The sequence below is a fragment of the Nostoc sp. JL23 genome (assembly GCF_017115065.1).
Classification (GTDB): domain Bacteria; phylum Cyanobacteriota; class Cyanobacteriia; order Cyanobacteriales; family Nostocaceae; genus Nostoc; species Nostoc punctiforme_A.
In genome coordinates, this window is sequence record NZ_JABXKN010000124.1 from 20,719 (window position 1) to 38,400 (window position 17,682).

The 17,682-nt window shown below is 43.7% G+C and carries 16 protein-coding genes, 1 tRNA gene and 1 pseudogene; 4 read left to right on the forward strand and 14 right to left on the reverse strand.

The features are described 5' to 3' along the window. The first annotated feature begins 41 nt into the window (after positions 1–41). Positions 42–419: a GxxExxY protein gene (locus HWQ42_RS24900; RefSeq protein WP_292816929.1), complete on the forward strand. Its 378-nt coding sequence runs from the start codon at positions 42–44 to the stop codon at positions 417–419. 116 nt (positions 420–535) lie between these two features. On the opposite strand, the gene HWQ42_RS24905 is transcribed toward HWQ42_RS24900, so the two are convergent. From HWQ42_RS24905 to HWQ42_RS24915, 3 genes are all read right to left on the reverse strand, one after another. Beyond that, complete coding sequence (locus HWQ42_RS24905) at positions 536–850, reverse strand: YkvA family protein (RefSeq protein WP_099103219.1); 315 nt, start codon at positions 848–850, stop codon at positions 536–538. A gap of 249 nt (positions 851–1,099) precedes the next feature. Beyond that, entirely contained in the window at positions 1,100–2,821 is a 1,722-nt protein-coding gene (locus HWQ42_RS24910) for a serine/threonine-protein kinase (protein WP_292816930.1), read from the reverse strand. A gap of 212 nt (positions 2,822–3,033) precedes the next feature. Beyond that, positions 3,034–3,882, reverse strand: a complete 849-nt coding sequence (locus tag HWQ42_RS24915; RefSeq protein ID WP_292816962.1) for an alpha/beta hydrolase — start codon at positions 3,880–3,882, stop codon at positions 3,034–3,036. A 280-nt stretch (positions 3,883–4,162) separates the two neighbouring features. Here HWQ42_RS24915 and HWQ42_RS24920 point away from each other — a divergent pair, with 280 nt between their 5' ends. Further along, complete coding sequence (locus tag HWQ42_RS24920) at positions 4,163–5,695, forward strand: SagB/ThcOx family dehydrogenase (RefSeq protein WP_292816963.1); 1,533 nt, start codon at positions 4,163–4,165, stop codon at positions 5,693–5,695. 67 nt (positions 5,696–5,762) lie between these two features. On the opposite strand, the pseudogene HWQ42_RS24925 reads toward HWQ42_RS24920, so the two are convergent. From HWQ42_RS24925 to HWQ42_RS24960, 8 genes and pseudogenes are all read right to left on the reverse strand, one after another. Next, positions 5,763–5,948 (reverse strand): annotated as a pseudogene (locus tag HWQ42_RS24925) (hypothetical protein); the annotation flags it as partial. 380 nt (positions 5,949–6,328) lie between these two features. Continuing rightward, on the reverse strand, positions 6,329–7,057 hold the full coding sequence (locus tag HWQ42_RS24930; protein WP_099102504.1) for an ABC transporter ATP-binding protein: 729 nt from the start codon (positions 7,055–7,057) through the stop codon (positions 6,329–6,331). A 77-nt stretch (positions 7,058–7,134) separates the two neighbouring features. Then, positions 7,135–7,359 (reverse strand): ferredoxin family protein, encoded by a 225-nt coding sequence (locus HWQ42_RS24935; protein WP_094353237.1) that lies wholly within the window; start codon positions 7,357–7,359, stop codon positions 7,135–7,137. 136 nt (positions 7,360–7,495) lie between these two features. Next, on the reverse strand, positions 7,496–8,710 hold the full coding sequence (locus HWQ42_RS24940; RefSeq protein WP_292816931.1) for an ATP phosphoribosyltransferase regulatory subunit: 1,215 nt from the start codon (positions 8,708–8,710) through the stop codon (positions 7,496–7,498). After that, the gene (locus HWQ42_RS24945) at positions 8,710–9,666 is read right to left on the reverse strand and encodes a J domain-containing protein (protein ID WP_292816932.1); all 957 of its coding nucleotides are present in this window, start codon (positions 9,664–9,666) and stop codon (positions 8,710–8,712) included. Before HWQ42_RS24945 ends, HWQ42_RS24940 begins: the two co-directional genes overlap by 1 nt. Before the next feature lie 74 nt (positions 9,667–9,740). Continuing rightward, complete coding sequence (locus HWQ42_RS24950; RefSeq protein ID WP_292816933.1) at positions 9,741–10,553, reverse strand: inositol monophosphatase family protein; 813 nt, start codon at positions 10,551–10,553, stop codon at positions 9,741–9,743. Positions 10,554–10,699: 146 nt separating this feature from the next. Beyond that, positions 10,700–11,281, reverse strand: coding sequence for a thermonuclease family protein (locus HWQ42_RS24955; RefSeq protein ID WP_292816934.1), 582 nt, complete (start codon positions 11,279–11,281; stop codon positions 10,700–10,702). After that, the gene (locus tag HWQ42_RS24960) at positions 11,271–11,639 is read right to left on the reverse strand and encodes a 2Fe-2S iron-sulfur cluster-binding protein (protein WP_292730577.1); all 369 of its coding nucleotides are present in this window, start codon (positions 11,637–11,639) and stop codon (positions 11,271–11,273) included. Before HWQ42_RS24960 ends, HWQ42_RS24955 begins: the two co-directional genes overlap by 11 nt. A gap of 106 nt (positions 11,640–11,745) precedes the next feature. Here HWQ42_RS24960 and HWQ42_RS24965 point away from each other — a divergent pair. Further along, a tRNA-Ser gene (locus tag HWQ42_RS24965) sits at positions 11,746–11,830 on the forward strand. On the opposite strand, the gene HWQ42_RS24970 is transcribed toward HWQ42_RS24965, so the two are convergent. Then, positions 11,791–12,129 (reverse strand): hypothetical protein, encoded by a 339-nt coding sequence (locus HWQ42_RS24970; protein ID WP_292816935.1) that lies wholly within the window; start codon positions 12,127–12,129, stop codon positions 11,791–11,793. The two genes, HWQ42_RS24965 and HWQ42_RS24970, sit on opposite strands and share 40 nt — an antisense overlap. Before the next feature lie 502 nt (positions 12,130–12,631). On the opposite strand from HWQ42_RS24970, the gene HWQ42_RS24975 reads away from it, so the two are divergent. After that, positions 12,632–14,161: a glycosyltransferase gene (locus HWQ42_RS24975; RefSeq protein WP_292816936.1), complete on the forward strand. Its 1,530-nt coding sequence runs from the start codon at positions 12,632–12,634 to the stop codon at positions 14,159–14,161. A 386-nt stretch (positions 14,162–14,547) separates the two neighbouring features. Here HWQ42_RS24975 and HWQ42_RS24980 read toward each other — a convergent pair whose 3' ends face one another. Both HWQ42_RS24980 and HWQ42_RS24985 read right to left on the reverse strand, forming a co-directional pair. After that, positions 14,548–15,648 carry an alpha/beta hydrolase gene (locus HWQ42_RS24980; RefSeq protein ID WP_292816937.1) on the reverse strand — a complete coding sequence of 367 codons (1,101 nt, stop codon included), beginning with the start codon at positions 15,646–15,648 and terminating at the stop codon, positions 14,548–14,550. Between the two features lie 145 nt (positions 15,649–15,793). Then, positions 15,794–17,077 carry an MFS transporter gene (locus HWQ42_RS24985; RefSeq protein WP_292816938.1) on the reverse strand — a complete coding sequence of 428 codons (1,284 nt, stop codon included), beginning with the start codon at positions 17,075–17,077 and terminating at the stop codon, positions 15,794–15,796. Positions 17,078–17,682: the final 605 nt, after the last annotated feature.

Below are 17,682 nucleotides of genomic sequence, written 5' to 3' on the forward strand. Positions count from 1 at the left end.
ACGCAGAGGGGCGCGAAGGGAAACGCAGAGGAGCGCAGAGGATGAGAGAGAATGATTTGAGTGGGGTGATTATTGGTTGTGCGATGAGGGTGCATACTGCTTTGGGGCCTGGTTTGTTGGAGTCGGCTTATGAGGAGTGTTTGGATTATGAGTTGAAGAAGTCCGGGTTGAGTGTTGGTAAACAAATTCCATTGCCTTTGGTTTACCAAGATGTGCAATTGGAATGCGTTTATCGATTAGATTTGATGGTCGAAAACAAAGTAATTGTAGAGATTAAATTTGTAGAATCCTTCCACCCAATTCACTCCGTCCAACTCCTAACCTATCTCAAACTAGCAAACTGCAAACTAGGTCTTCTCCTCAACTTTAACGTCCTCCACCTCAAAGAAGGCATCAAACGCGTAGCCAACAACCTCTAACCCCTCCTCTCACTCCCTCTTCTCCTCCGCGAACCTCCGCGCTTCCCTCCGCGCCCCTTTGCGTTGAAAAAAAATATCCCCCACCTCAGATTCCAAAAGCAGGGGTTTTATTAAAACTACTTAACAGAAACAGCATCAACATCAATAGTGCTTCCACTAGAGGTAGAACCCTCAGTAGTATTAGGTACTTCAGCACCCACCTCACCCTTACGAGCTTTCCAGCCCTCAATTACTAGCCCAGACACTTCACTAACTAGCAGAGTCAAAAGGAAAACATCATCAATCTGTCCCACAACAGGTATAAAATCTGGCAGAACATCAAATGGGCTGACCAAATAGACCAACGTTCCTAAAATTACCCACCAACGGTATTTGGGGTTACGAAGCACACTGCGATACCAGGCGTAAAGTGATTGGATTGAAAATTTCATATTTTGAACCTCCAGTTATCTTTAATTTTGACAAATCATCCTAAAAACTCACGGTGCGAATAACCGTCCTAGTTAGTCTGGAAGACGCTACTAGTAATTTGTCAACAAAGACAAATAAGTAAATAGCGGGTTCATCCCAAACAGGCAACAGTTGTTTGTTTATAGGGCTGATTAATCGCTTGGCGCTGATATCTGCTGCTCTAGCCGTAAGAGATATGCCTATGTACAGATTTTATTTTGCTAGAGATTTTATAAATTGCTTGGTATAGTCTTAAACTTCTGTGCAGATCCTAAAGAATAATCTTCTAATTTAAAATCAGCAAAAGGCTTCTTTGCTAATCGATTCCGTAGCGCCTCGTCAAGAATGACACCTGATGATTCTCTTTTAACACCAATAATGATCACACTTGTCTGATAGGTAGTTAAATCCTGATTTCCCTGACAATCACTCCGTTGAAATTGACCCAAATTCAATAAGCGATAACTTTTGACACTTGGTGTATTAATAAATAATTTTTTAACCAAAAGTTGTATTTGTTTAGAACGTTCTAAAGCCACACGTTCTTGAACTGATGTATCACCTTTACAAGGAGCTGTGCCGACAGAGATAATCTCATTGGGAGCTTCCATTATCTTCTCTATATCTTCTTGTTCTAAGTTCAACTTTAAAAGGTCAACACTAATAATTTCATCATTGTATTTAATTTGAAAGTTGCTACCTAAAAGCCATTTATATTTTAGTGATAAAACTGCTATATTAAACTCAGCAATCCTTCCTTGACTATCCCTGCCTTCTTGATAAGAGAAGTAATCAATATTACCTTTTTTCTCTGGATATTGTCTGTAATAAGATGTTTCAGAAAAATCTGATTTTCGCGTTGCTAAAGTTACTATGCTAAGTAATCCTAATGCAACTAAAAGAACTGCAAAGAATTCTAACAACGGCACTTTCTCCGGTTGCTTATTTGGAGACAATAAGTTGTTATTAATATCTACAGGTAAATGTTCAAGGTTAGAAGATTCTAGGATATTACTATTTGTCGGAGTCGTTTCTGTTAATTGAGTTTCGATTTCTTCTAGAGAATGCAAAATTTCTTCAGTATTGGCAGGACGTTTTTCTATATCTGAGGCTGTTAGCCAATCAATTAAATTCAATAGTAAAGGTGAAATATGGATAGCATGATTTTGCCAGTGCAACAAATTTTGCTGGACATCATACATCTCCAAAGGATGGTATCCTGTCAGCAAAAATACAAAAGTGCGTCCCAAAGCAAAGAAATCTGACTGTGGTAGTGCTTGACCATTCATTTGTTCTGGGGCGCTGTAGCCAGATGACATCAGTGCTGTCATCTTGTCGTCGTTGCTTAGTTGGTCTTGGTAGGTTTTATTAATTTCATTGGCGGTGCCAAAATCAATCAGTACTAGATTCCCCCAACCCTGCTCAAGGGGGGATCTAATCATGATGTTAGATGGCTTAATATCTCGATGTAGGTATTGTTTGCCATGTACTACATCTAAAATTTCTATCAACTGTCTTAACCAATCTATGGCTTGTTCTTGGGATATGGGGTTATCTTGCTGCTGTAGCCACTGTTCTAAGTTGTAGCCATCAATTTTTTCCATTGCAATGCAATGCAACACTAAACCATTTCGGGTTTGATACTGGAAGTAACTATCTTCTTTGGGAATTCCAGGATGCTTAAATTTTCCCAACACCGTTACTTCTTGCTGAAATAGTTCTACTGCTTTGGCGTCGCCTGATAAATCCTCTTTGAGTATCTTGAGAATTTTGGGAGTATCTTGCTCGTATGCCTCATAAACTTTACTAAAACCTGTTTTCTCACTCAACAGGCACGTCACTCGATAACGCCCTAGCAATTCTAGATGGGAACCACAACTTTGACAAAAGCGGTTTTGATGATTATTTGGGTGATTTGGTTTCGGGCAAACAGGGTTGATACAAAGGCTCATGACAGGAGAGTGGGGAGTGGGGAAGCAGGGGAGCAGGGGAGCAGAGGAGCAGGGGAGCAGAGGAGTAGGGGAGCAGGGGAGAAATTGCAGTAAGTTTTCCCCTCTGCCCCTCCGCCCCTCTGCCTCTTATGCCCAATTCCCAATTCCCAATTCCCCTAGACATCGCTCCTATTAATTCTTCTGTTGCTGTATGACTAATCCCGTCCAAATAATCATGAGATTTTTGATTTGTGTTCTGCCAAGAAAGCTGCCACAGTTTGGTTAAATGTCTCTGGTTGTGTCAAAAACGGCCAATGATTGCCGGGAACTTGGCAGATACGTAAGTTTTGAAGATAAGTTTTGTAGGGTTGAATTTGCCAATTTTGGCGGTTCAGTCCTTGTTTTGGCTGGACGAAGAGGGCAGGGGTGTCAAGGGGAATTGTAAAACCTGGCACTTGCATGACTGCCTCAAAAATTCCGTCGCGGGCGGCTATGGTAAATTTGCTGCCCCAAGTCCCATCGGGTTTTTGTTCTATTCCTGCCTGGAAGACTTGCTGCTGTAAGGAACTCCATCCTTGATATTGCTTTAATTGCCGTGCTTGTTGTTCGGCTTCTTCGTAGCTGGGAAAGGGCCCCATGCTTTTAAGAAAAGGCAAGAAGCGATATAACATTGGGAAAGTTACCCTGAAAAGACTGGGCATTTTCCAGATAAAAATCGGATCGACGAGAATTATACTCCGTAAACGCTTTGGGTTTTGTCTTGCCCAGATAGCAGCTAATTTGCCTGTCCACGAGTGACTTACAATATGGGCAAAAGTCCATCCAAGACTATCCATGAGTGCTTCAAGGTCTGCGATCGCACTCTCAAAGCTATAATCTATCTCTGGTTTACTACTTTGACCATGTCCGCGCATATCTGGCGCAATTATGTGGTAATCCGCCGCCAAGTAATCTCCTAAACTAGACCACACTAGAGCATGATCGCCTAAGCCATGTAACAGCAGTAAAGGTTCTTGACCTTGATTCCATTCTAAATAAGAAAGTTGGGTATCAGGCTTTGATAAAGTTTGACGTACAGGCATCATTGCACATCCAGGCGTAGATAGTTTTGCGTTTATATAGTACTGCGGAAGAAGATGGGGAGTAGAGGGGCAGGGGAGCAGGGGAGGCAGGGAGAGCAGAGGAAGCAGGGGACAACGAGAATAACCATACCCAATGTCCAATGTCCAATGCCCAATGCCCAATCCAATTGTTACCATTTACCACTTTATGACTCTGAGGATTGTACCAATTGACACGAAACAATGAGGCTAATGAATGCCAAGATCAAGAAAAGGATGCCCCAAGGATATTAAAAGTACTATGCCAGAATTACACCAATCAATTGCCCAGCATTATCACGAACGGACTAAATACAACCCTGAGACTCTCGCTTCCAAAAGTCAGCGCTTAGACTGGACTAAACAGCCAGTCCCCTTTAAAGAGTACAAAATTGGCTCTACTTTTGATCTCAAACCCTATATCCAAGAAAAAGCAGAGGCTTACGCTAATAACCCAGATGCTCTATGGTGGCAAAGACTTTCACGGCTACTGTTTCGCAGTTATGGATTGACGGCGAAAATGCCTTCTATGGGTAGTGCAGTGTATTTACGCGCTGCTCCCAGTGCAGGCGGATTATACCCTGCTGAGGTTTATGTGGTTTCTCGTGGTACGTCGTTGTTGCCGCCTGGTCTATATAACTACCAGTGTCGAACTCATTCTCTCATGCATTATTGGGAAAGCGATGTTTGGCAAACCCTCCAAGCAGCTTGTTTCTGGCATCCTTCTTTAGAAAATACTCAACTGGCAATTATTGTGACTGCGGTATTCTACCGTTCTGCGTGGCGGTATGAAGATCGGGCTTATCGGCGGATTTTTCTGGATACGGGACATCTGCTGGGTAATATCGAGTTAGCTGCTGCGATTACTGACTATCGCCCCCATTTAATCGGCGGTTTTGTGGATGAATCAGTTAACGATCTGCTTTATATCGATCCGCAACAAGAAGGTGCGATCGCTGTCTTACCGCTGGCAGACTTGTTAGACGTGAATCAAAATTTGCCATTGGGATGTACTGCTTTACCTTCCGCCACCGAAACCAGTTATCCTCAAATCCCTGATGGCGAACTACTAACATATTTCCATCGACACACGCAGATCCAGTCAGGTGTAACTGGTAATCTTAATCTACCAACTATTAAACAAGAAAAATCTTTGGAGGATAAATACAATTTTCCTTTCTGTCTAAAAATTCCCACCACCACCGCACCTATAAACTGGGGACAAAAACTATCAGAACTGGAAGGCACTATGTATAAGCGACGCTCTACCCGCGCTTACAATGGTGATGATTTAAGCTTCGATGAATTGAAAAGTTTACTCGATTTTACTTACCAACCGCAAAATTACATTGACCAAAGCTTAGATATTTCTCCAGACTACTTCGATCTAAATTTAATCGAAACATTCATTGCTGTTTGCGGAGTCAAAGGACTGGAGGCGGGTTGTTACTATTACGCACCCAAAGCCCAAGAATTACGCCAAATTCGGTTTAAAAACTTTCGGCGAGAGTTACATTTTCTCTGTTTAGGACAAGAATTAGGGCGGGATGCAGCAGCGGTGTTATTTCACACAGCCGATTTGAAAGCTGCGATCGCACAATATGGCGATCGCGTTTACCGTTACTTGCACATGGATGCCGGCCATTTGGGACAACGCCTAAATTTAGCGGCAATGCACCTGAATGTAGGTGTTAGTGGTATCGGTGGATTCTTTGACGATCAAGTAAATGAAGTTTTGGGTATTCCTGCTGATGAAGCTGTTTTATATATCACTACATTGGGACGCCCAAGATAAAAATAGTCCCAGAGGCGCGGAGAATCCAGAGAGTTTCTTTCTGTGTCCTTTACGTCTCTGTGCAAGCTTAGGGGGCTACAACTTGGGCTAGGCGTGCAGATAAAATAAGCCTCATCGCCCTTTCTCCTTGTTGGTAAGACTTACGCTTGTTAGGATTTAGTATCAATAATTCGGCAACTAATAATCCAATAAAAAAACTGTTATGACGGCGAATAGTCCGTCCAGATTCTTTAATTCGACTGATATATTTTTTTGATACCCATACATTTAATTTATGGTTGGGGTCTAAATACCCATCCATGACGTAATTCAGAATTGCGTTAGCGAGTTTGCGAGCGTCATTGCGAATGGGGATTTTGGTAAATCTGGGTAATTTACGTTTTTGTCAGTTTTTCCTGAATGAATGTCCTGTTTTGCTTCTCGACTAGCTGTAGATGTGATTAGAAACGGATTATTAGGGAGAATTCTTTGAGCATCGAAAACGACGGTCGCGGCAGTGGCAGGTAGTGTTATGGCTTTTGTATTAGTTATAGATAGCGTCGGCGCAGCCCAACCTAGTCATCGCTATAGACTGGTGAAGCTCCGATATTGAGCTGGTGTTATGTTGAATGGGGCAAGAGTGATTAAAAAGGGTTAATGTCTCTTACCTGCTCCCAGATATAGCTCACCCACTTTCGGGTCATTCAACAATTCTTCACCAGGACCGGAGATCGCATCACGTCCCGATTCTAATACATATCCACGATTAGCCATCTCTAAAGCTTTACGGGCATTTTGTTCTACTAATACGATCGCAGTACCTGCCTGATTAATTTGTTTAATCTGCTCGAACACTTGTGTCACCAAAATCGGCGACAAAGCAGCAGATGGCTCATCTAAAATCAGCAAACCAGGTTCCAACATCAAAGCTTTGCCCATCGCTAGCATCTGGCGTTCTCCTCCAGAGAGAGTACCAGCACGTTGACGACGGCGATCGCTTAGTCTGGGAAACATAGTAAATATTTTATCTTTAATTGGTTTCAGGGGAACGTTAAGCACAAAAGCACCCATCTCCAAATTCTCTTCAACACTCAGAGAGGGGAAAACATTGGCGATTTGCGGTACGTAGCACATTCCTCGTTGGACAATTTGATTGGACTTTAGCCCCACGATATTTTCACCTTTGAAGGTAATTGTGCCTGTGTGGGGTATCAAAAGCCCAAAAATTGCTTTTGCCAAAGTAGATTTACCTGCACCGTTGGGGCCAATCACTGTCACCAATTCCCCTGGTGCAACCTGAAAATTCACACCTTGCAGGATATCTACATCTTTGATGTATCCAGCGTGAACATTTTGAACTTCTAATAAATAATCATTTGTCATTGGTCACTTGTCATTGGTCATTGGTCAACAGTCAAGTCAAACATAACTATTGACTATTGACTGTTGACTATGGACTATTACGGAGTTTTTTGCAACTCTGGTCGTTCTTCTGCAAGAATCGCACCTTCTACAGGGCAAACTTGGAGACAGATACCACAGTCGATGCAAGTGGCAAAATCAATCCAGTACCAATCAGTCCCCTTGGTGTTTTTGCCTGGGCCATCATGAATACAAGCTACTGGGCAGGCATCTACGCAGTCAGCAACGCCTTCACAGACTTCTGTAACAATTGTATGCGGCATGTTCTCGATTCCCTCTCTTCTGTATCGGCTATTTCTAGACTAGCAGGGGAGGGGGAGAGCAGGGGGGGCAGGGGAGCAGGGGAGAAGTTGCAGTAAGTCTTTCCCCTCTGCCCCTCTGCCTCTTTTCCCATGCCCATTAAAGTAATGGTTCTATTTTTGGTGAGCCATCAGCTTTGATCCAGGCAATTTGGGCAATGCCGCGATCGCTTGCATATTGGCGAATCGCCTCTGCATCTCTTCCCCCCAAGTCAATTTCTACTCGCACCAAATCAGTAGAATCTCTGAGTTTTTGCGCGTAGACAAAGGCGGCGGCGTTAGCACTAGCTGTCTCCGGTGCTACCAACCAGTCACTCGCGGGAGTTTCCTGTGGTAATTGCTGGGTAGACAACAGAACTTGGTATAAATCTTCGATACTTAGTCCAAAACCAATTCCGGGAATGTTTTCTCCTTGAGGATGATATAGCCCCAAAAGCTGGTCATAGCGACCGCCACGCCCTAAAACTCTGGCTTGGGATTCGGTATCGTTGACAACTTCAAAGACGATACCAGTGTAGTAGTCTATGGTTTGGATTAGGCTGAGGTCGAGGATTAACGGAAATTTTTTCTCTGATTCTAGTAATTCTACTAGGGATTTGAGGTTATTCACTGCCTCTCGCTGTTCTTCATCTAAATCCAAACTACTAACTTTTTGCAACACGTCTGCACTTGGTCCACGCAAATCCATGATGATTTGGGCGCGATCGCGCAGTTTGTCACTTAGGGGTAAATTATCTATGGTGATGCGGTCAAGATGAGCGATCGCACTGCGAACTTGATCTTGTAAATTAGCAGGAAAGGCACTCAGGAGCGATCGGGTAATTCCCGCCTCACCTAAAATTAAATGCCATCCCTGCAAACCTAATGCTGCTAAACAATCTGCTACTAACAGCAGTACTTCGGCATTTGCCAGCAATCCGCCAGTACCTAACAACTCCACCCCAGCTTGATAAAACTCTTGCTGGCGATTATGCCTACTTTCCCAAGTGCGGCGAAACACATTGGCGTTGTAATACAACCGTTGTGGATAAGTGACACCAGCCATCCGAGTGACAACAGTACGAGCAATAGATGCTGTTAATTCTGGACGTAGCCCTAATTCATCATCTTCACCATTTTGTTGTAGTTGAATCACCATCTGACGCTGGATTGCTTCCCCCGCCATCAGGGTATCCATCCGTTCTAAAGTCGAGGTGATAATCCTGTGATATCCCCAGCGATGAAACACCTGCTGTAACCGATCTTCAATCCAGCGTTTTTTCTCCACATCCAAGGGCAATAAATCCCTGGCTCCCGCTGCTGGTTGATACACCATTATTTTTTCTTCCCACCAAACAAACCACCGAACAAACCACTACCAGATTTATCTGGTTGCTTATCTCCATTATTGGGGGATGAAGTCACCTTATGATCGCTAGGTTGTTGTCCTAAAGCCTTATCTATTTTAGGTTTCCATTGCAGAGCCGTTTCGTCACTGGGGTCTAATTTTAGAGCGTTGTCAAAGTGGATTTTTGCCATTTTTAGCTGATTTTGCTTTAAATACACCACTGCAATTAAGCTATGACAGCGACTATTTTTCGGTTCTAGCTTCAGGGCATCTTGCAACTCTACTTTGGCTTGGGCAAATTGGTTTTTGTCAATCAAAGATTGAGCGCGACGAATATACTGTTCTAGAATCAAGTCTTCTTTTGATGGAGCTGGTGCTGGTGCTGGTGGTGTATTTTTTGGTGTATTTGGCTGAGGCGTACCTGATTGGGCTTTGGATTGAGCCTGTGGCGGTGCTGCGGATGCTTTACCCGCACTCCGCATTAAATACACTAAATTCAACTCACTAGCTTGGGCAATCACTTGCAGCGCTTGTTCTAAAGAATCATATTGGGTTTGGGCTAGTTTGGCGATCGCAGTTTTATAGAAATGATCGATATTAGCCGCCTCAACTAACTGTTTAGCCAAGTCGGTGGTGAGAGTTACCGAAGTAGACTCTTGTAGCAGGCGCTTGCCAATTTGCGACAAAATTAGAATATATTCAGTGCGAGTGCGATCGGCAGCAAGTTTTTCGTAAGCTGGGTTAACCAACTTTGATAACAGTTCGTTACCAAGATGTTTTTGAGCAGCAGTTTCAGTAAGACTACTGTCTGGGTGCAAACGACGGGCGACTTGGAGATAGCGTTTGCGAATCTCTTTGACATCGGCATCAACTGGAACGCACAGCACTGCGTGATGATCTATGAAATCATATTTAAATAGTCCACGATCTATTTTGAAAGACATATATAGTTTTTGCACCAAGGGAGCAGTTAGATTGCTTTTAGTTTACCCAAAGTCTGGGGTAAAGCCCCCATCTGCTACACCCAAGCTGACAGTGGTGGAACCCGTAAAAGTTCGCTACTGAGGGAGTCGTGAATATAACTATTTGTGGCAAGGATTCTACCTGACTCAATTTTGACAGCAGTGCCATCGTAGGCGGTGATTTTGCCCCCAGCTTCTTGTACCAAAATTATCCCGGCGGCAATATCCCAAGGAGAAAGTCCCCGTTCCCAGTAACCATCGACACGTCCACAGGCAACATACGCCAAATCTAGCGATGCCGAACCGCTACGTCTAACTCCTTGGGTAAGATGGGTGAGGTGACTAAATTCTGCGTAGTTGTTATCAGAGGTTTCACGGCGATCGTATGCAAAGCCTGTTACTAGTAGGCTTTTACTCAGTTCAGATGTCACCGAAACCTTGATGGGCTGACGGTTACGCGTTGCTCCTAAGCCAGCAGCAGCACGGAATAGCTCATTGTGAAATGGGTCATAAATTACACCAACTTGGGGAATGCCATTAATTAACAGCCCGATGGAAACGGCAAAAAATGGGTATTGATGAGCATAGTTGGTTGTGCCATCCAAAGGATCTATTGCCCAGAGGTACTCATTCTGTTGATTACCTAATTTCCCTGATTCTTCAGCGAGGATCGAGTGCTGGGGAAAATAGCAACGCAAAATTTCTAAAATCAACTCCTCTGAGGCTTTATCAGCAGCCGTGACTAAATCACCAGGGCGTCCTTTTTCAATAATTGCGTCTTCTAACTTACCCAAGTAACCTTGCAAAATAGCACCAGCAGCTAGTGCCGCTTCTGTAGCAATATCTAGAAAAATTTGTAGATTTGTCATTTGTCATTTGTCATTGGGCATGGGGCATTTGTCATTGGGCATTGGGCATTGGGCATTGGGCATGGGGCATGGGGTATGGGGCATTGATTATTACTTCTTTTTCACTTACTCACTCCCCCACTCTCCCCCTCAGCACTCAGCACTAATTAAAGATTTTGGCGGCGAAACTCGGCGGGAGTGAGGCGCATGGGCTTTTCTGGGTTCCAGATTCCTTGCCCCATGAGTCTAGCCCATTGTTGGGCACGTTCTAAACGCTGGTCATATTTATGATTAGGCGATCGCCCCACAAACATTGCATTCCCTTGTTTGACTAATTCTTCATTCAACAACACCTTATTTTTCCACACATAAGCAAGAGTTCGCCCAATTTTGTCTTTTGCTTCTAAATCAAACTCCAGTGTTACCGATTGTTCTACACCACCAATTAGATTCTCTAACTGTTCTTTTGCTGCTTCCCCCCAAGGGCGCTGTCGTAAATCTGGTGCATCAACACCCACTAATCGCACTTGGGAAATCAAATTTGGTTGTTCAGCCATGCCTAACACTTCCAAGCTTTGCCCACTAACTACCCGTGCTACTTTTACCTGGGCTTCATTATTTGGCAGCTGGTTTTTGCCTTGGCAACTCACCAAGAGCAATAAACAAGCCAAAATAGCTATTTTTTGCACCCACTCACCAAGACGCACAGGCATCAGAAATTTGGTGATTTTGAATTGTTTATTCCTCATCTAAGGGTAAACCCGCTTTAATTCTCCCCTTAGCAAAATAGCGTCCAAACTGGAGTTCGTAGACTTCATCTTCATCTTGCGTCTCCACTTCCAAGTCAGAACGGGGGTAGCTCACACACAACAAGGCATAACCTTGCTGACGTAAATCTGGCGACAAGCCGATCGCTTCTGGTTGGTAAATTTCTCCTGACAACACTCTCACAGCACAAGCGGTGCAAGCCCCGTTGCGGCAGGAAAACGGTAGTTCCACCCCTTGTTTTTCGCCAGTGTGTAGGATGTAGCGGTCTTCTGGCACTTCTAGGGTGTATGTTTTGCCAGTAGCGCGATCGCGAACTTTAATTGTGTATGTACGGGACATCTGGATTTGTGTTTTGGGATTAGGACTATCAGATTCAATCTAGAATATCTTTCTTTATCTTTGCATTTTCTGGGATTCTATAGTATGATCGTAACTTGTGACACCTGGAGAGGTGGCCGAGCGGTTTAAGGCGCAGACCTGGAAAGTCTGTTTAGGGAAACTTAACGAGGGTTCGAATCCCTCCCTCTCCGTTCTCAAACCTTGTGCTGCGTGGAATGATCAGACTATGGCCTGTGATAAGGGAGCTTTTTTGCAACCGTCCATTAATTCGCGCTTCCACAACGTAGTCAGACGGCATATCTGTATAAATATGAATTGCATTCTCTGGAAAGACAATCTCTTCTGGCAATGCACTTGCGCTGATGCTATGAGTGAACTGGAAGAGGATACCGCTCCAACCCGAATCATCGTTGGAGAGTAGAGATTGACGATTAAAGCTTTTTAAGATTGCCTTTTCTACAGCGCAAGATTCATGGTCTATCGTTGACATGACTCAAGCTTATTTGTATTGACTGATGATAAAAATTAAAAGACAGCTATAAAAAATTCGCCTAAATACACTACACTCAATTTCCATTTTTGGAAACAATAGTTAATTTACCTGATTTTAAGCCTTAAACCGTAGTGTTGTTAGGTAGATTAAGTAATTTTCCCTTGTATTTTTTAAGAGCAACGCAACCGATGGCGTACCACTTGCTACTCGCCTCATGCCTTGTTTCTTCAGAGTTACCATGCTATTTATGTCATCCGGTATATATGCGCCAGCCGCAGTAGCGATTAACTTAAACATTAGGAAAATACGCGAACTGGCTGGGTTTAAGCTAAAGGGAATCAATAAAAGTCCTTTGGCTTACTTTTTGATGGCATTTATATACAGCCTCACTGCCTGTGTTTTTCAGCCTTGGGAGTTTTTAACAAGCTCACTAAGCTGTTATGCTACCACCTTCAGACAAAATCTCTAGTGGAAATCAACCTGTATTAGGAAGTGGGCGATGCACATTGGATTTCTCAACCCTCAAGGCAATTTTGATTCAGGCAATAGTCATATAACGAAACACCCAGATTTTGGGGGTCAGCTAGTCTATGTTAAGCAAGTCGCCATAGCCATAGCTCAAATGGGTCATAAAGTTGATATTCTTACCCGTAAAATCATTGACCCGGAGTGGCCAGAGTTTGCCGAAGTGATTGACACTTATCCAGGGATCGATAATGTCCGCATTATCCGCTTACCATCTGGGCCAAAAGAATTTCTCCCTAAAGAGTTGTTATGGCCTTATCTGGTCGCTGATTGGGTACCCAACATCTTGAAATTTTATCAACAGCAAGGTGGCTTACCCGATGCTATGACTGCTCACTACGCTGATGGAGGACTGTGTGGCGTTCTAATTGAAGAGGAGACAGGCATACCTTTTACCTTTACAGCTCATTCTCTCGGCGCTCAAAAGATAGACAAACTGGAAGTCACCCCAGAAAATCTGCCAGAAATAGATGAGCAATTTAATTTCAGATATCGCATTTTAGCCGAACGCCTGAGCATGAATCGCTCGGCCATTAATATCACTAGTACACGACAAGAACGTTTTGAACAGTATTCTCATCGAGTCTATAGTGGTGCAGTGGATGTAGACCACGACAACCGCTTTGCAGTGATTCCACCGGGAGCAGATTTCTCGATTTTCGGTGCAAAGGCACGTTCCGAAAATGAGGAAGCTACCGAAGAATTCATTCAAGAGCGATTGGCACAGGACATTGCAGAAGCCCGTCGAGATTTGCCCGTAATCCTAGCATCCAGCCGATTAGAGCCGAAAAAAAACATATTAGGGTTAGTGCAAGCCTTCGCAATGAGTCCAACACTTCAGGAACGAGCTAACTTGATGCTAATTACAGGGGGGTTGGACGATCCTTTACGAGAGGAGGCTAGTGACAGCATGGCTGAAGAGGTATTAGCCCCCATTCGGGAAGTGGTTAAAGAAAACGACTTGTGGGGCAAGATTAGTGCCTTTGGTTTGTCAGATCAGTCTCAAGAGTCACTCGCAGCAGCCTATCGGTTTATGGTTAAACGCCGCTCGGTATTTGCGCTGACGGCACTCTACGAACCCTTTGGGCTTGCTCCCTTAGAAGCGGCAGTCGCAGGTTTGCCAGTGGTAGCAACTAAGAACGGTGGCCCCAGCGAGAGCTTGCTACAGGGAAATAAGGAATATGGTGTACTTGTTGACCCAGAAGATCCTGCTGATATTGCACGCGGCTTAGAGCGGTTGCTATGTGATGCTCAGGAGTGGGAGTATTTTGCCCAAGCTGGTCAGCAACGGGTGTTGAAGACTTACACTTGGGAATCTACTGCTGAAAACTACCTGTCTTTGCTTGAGCAGATTTTGTCTTCACCGGAAACCCGCCCTCGTGCTGAACTCCTTCCCATCCATCCCTACTTCCGTAATCCAGAATCGCAGACCGATGTTTTTTTGGAAGAATTGGGCGACCTCTACTTTGGAAGTAATCAAAAGGTACTAAGGAATGCGGATTAAATAAAGTGCAAAACTGGGGTCAAAGCAGAAGTTGCTACAAAAAAAGTGGAAGTTTTTACAGGAAAGGCGAAAGTTCCTACAGACTGCGCGAAACATCTAAACGTCTTGGCGGATATTCTTGCAGGGAAGACGGAAGTTCCTACAGACTGCGCGAAACACCGAAACGTCTTGGCGGAAGTTGCTACAGACTGCGCAAAACACCGAAACGTCTTGGCGGATGTTCTTGCAGGGAAGGCGGAAGTTGCTACAGACTGCGCGAAACACCGAAACGTCTTGGCGGATGTTCTTGCAGGGAAGGCGGAAGTTGCTACAGACTGCGCGAAACACCGAAACGTCAACCCTGGAGCAATATTTTTTGATGAATGCTAAATGTGGGATTCAGGCAGCTATAAGCAGCCAGCACAAAACGTGCTGACTGCTTCAGAAAACTGCTGGTTTTGTTCCATCAATGCCATGTGTCCACCTGGTTTTAGGGTGACTCTTTCAGAGTAAGGTAATTCTGCTTTCATGCGATCGCTCGCCACAGGTTTTGTCGCTATATCTGAATTGCCGCAAACAACCAACACAGGAACGTTAATAGTTGCAAGTGTGTCTGTTTCGTCAAACTTTAACATTGCCAGTGTGCCACGAGCCAGAACACCAGGCGAACCCAATGCTGATAATAGACCTGCAAAACTTAGTTGACCGCGTGTTTCAGTACCTGTAAATCCAGATAGTTCGACGGTGATGTACAGCGAACCATTCAAATACGAGAGCCAAGTCATCAACCAAAAAATCGGCCACAGCACGATAGTCAGGTACAACACAGGTTCGATTAGCGGTTTCTGCAATTTGCGTACCAGATTGCTAAAAATGCAAGTTTTTACCGGATTAGTGTAAGTAGTATCTACAAGAATTAAGCCAGCCACCCGACTCCCCAATTGCTCTGGAAACAGGCGGCAGAATGTTAGGTTAATCATCCCACCCATGCTGTGTCCCACCAAGATAACAGGTTTATCCCCTGCTATGGCAATAACAGCTTCCAAGTCACGGGCATATTTTTCTATAGAGTGATCGTTGTTTTTCGGTTTAGTGGATTTTCCTAACCCTGGTAGATCCCAAACAATTACTCGGAAGCGATCGCTTAGTTGTCGTTTGGCATAATACCATATAGTACTGTTTGGCCCCCAACCGTGTGACAAGATAATTGGTTGACCATCTTCAGGTCCAAAAAACTCTACTTGCAACACGCTCCCATCTGGACGTGGCAAGCGCTGCACGGTTTTGCTACGCATAAACTTGGGTTCCTCGGCTCCAGGACGGCGCAGCAGTGGCAAACTGATAAAATGACCGCCAAAAGACCACAGAAACATTACTAGTCCAGCCACCAAGTAGGGGGTTCCTACAAGTTCTCGTTCGTACCATTCATAGAGAATGTAGATTCCCCCACCAAGTACCCCAAAGGACAGCAGTTGAAACAGCCATACAAGTAGAAAATTATGAGGCATGAATATCATGAGCCTAAACCTTGCAATGCTTTGTTAACTGCTTTTAGCTTCATACCATAGTTAGAATCATCCAACTTTCACTCCCAAGAATGATTTATACAGTGTTATGGGGGTGATAAAAATGCTGATTCATATCAAATGCTTACTACTCAGGCAAAATATTAACTGAATCGTTACTAAAATTTTGTTCAAGATAGCGTGGATTGCTTACTCCTACGTGCAAAAGCAGTGCTGTAACTAATGCACCGATCGCTGCTACCAAAAAGGTAGTTCTATAGTCAATATTCTCCACTATCCATCCACCTAGTAAGGGAGCAAGGATGCTAGCAGGAGCAATAAGGGTATTACCAAGACCAATATAGGCTGGTCGTTGGTGTTGGTTTCCAAACTCTAAGGTCATTACCGCAGCAATATTTTGTAGAGCTATCATACCTATCCCTACTCCTATAAATACCAAGTAAAACCAGTTTGCATTTGGTGCCAAACAAGCGAAAACCGAACTGAACGTACAAGCAACACAACCAATTTGTAAAACCAACTTGCAACCGGTGCGATCGCCTAACCAACCCAAAACCAATCCAGCAATAGTTTGTGTAACCATCAATAGAGTCGTAATTAACCCAATAGATGCTTCTTTCATCCCATATTGATGTACGGCATAGAGTGTATAGAAGGGAAGTGGCATCAGTGCTAACTGTGAGATCATACGTGCGATCACAAAGCAACGGAAATTCTCATCACAGCGAAGAATCACAATCAGACTGTCCCAAAATTCACGTCTACTTTCAAAGGCTGATGGTGTGATGCTTAATGGCTCTCGCGTCCTAGACATAAAAAACCAAGATAGAGCCATTGCAAAACTGGCACACAAAAAACACAGAGCAAAGTTAAATGGTTGAGCAATTTCCTTAAGCAGTAAACCAGCGATCGCAGCACCACAAATACTCATCAGATTACCAGATGCTGCTAAAGTACCGTAAAAAATACCAAGCTTTCTGGAGGGAACAATTTTAGCAACCATACTTTGCCAAGCAGTAGCGCTAAACCCACTGCCTAGTCCTTGCCAAATGAGTATGGCAAATGTCAACAGTAAGATAATTTGGTGATTGAGTTGTAGTTCTAACAAAGCCACCAGTGCTAATCCCAAAAAAGGAAGCTTCTGATGAATTGTGAATAACATTACAGTTGGTTTGTAACACTGTAGACGCGCTACTTTACTAGCTGTTAATAGCTGCGGTAGTTGCCAGCCTAAGCGTGGAATAGCTGGGATCAGACCGATGAGTAATGCAGAATCAGTAAGAGTGCTAACAAATAGAGGAAGAATGATGAAAAATGAAGCAAAACCACTCCCAAAACCAAAAAATCCACTTTCAATAACATTGACAGTAAAATTATGGTGAAGGTTTTTTTGAATTTCAGAATTAAGCATTTTTATAGATATTGCAAGTTTGGTGATTTATTCTCTTTTGGGGAAACTCAGGCTGCATTTTAAACAGGTTTATCTTCTTTTTGTGGGTACTTAGAAATCACCTAAGTACCCACAAAAACCTGAGTTCCATAGATTGTTCCCAAATGCTTTACTTAAATCACCGTTGAAAAATATTTTTGTAAAATATCCCAATTTTTGATGGTGAGCCTTACTGCAACGGATGTCTGAGTCAGTGGCAGGTATAGGTTAACTTTGAAGTGGTGCGTGATTGGCAAGCGGTGTAGATTATGCCCTCACAAAGCTCACATTTATTAATCACAGAGATGACTTGACGCTATCTAGAAGAATATTTTTCCGTCCTGCTGGTATTGTTTACTACTCAGCTGGTAGCTTTGGAGGAGTGCGGGCAAGCCATCCAGTTACGCGCTTTTCTGTCAGAGATGGGAATGCCTACTATTTCAAGCATTTTTGCTATTTCTAAAATTGGAAACTCTCTGGATGAAGCAGGTGCTTCACAGGAAGCTGCTTCATCCAGAGAGTCGGTCAATTTTTGGATGAATTAGAGTGGTACGAAGAAACATTACAACGACAAAAAAAGAAAAAGG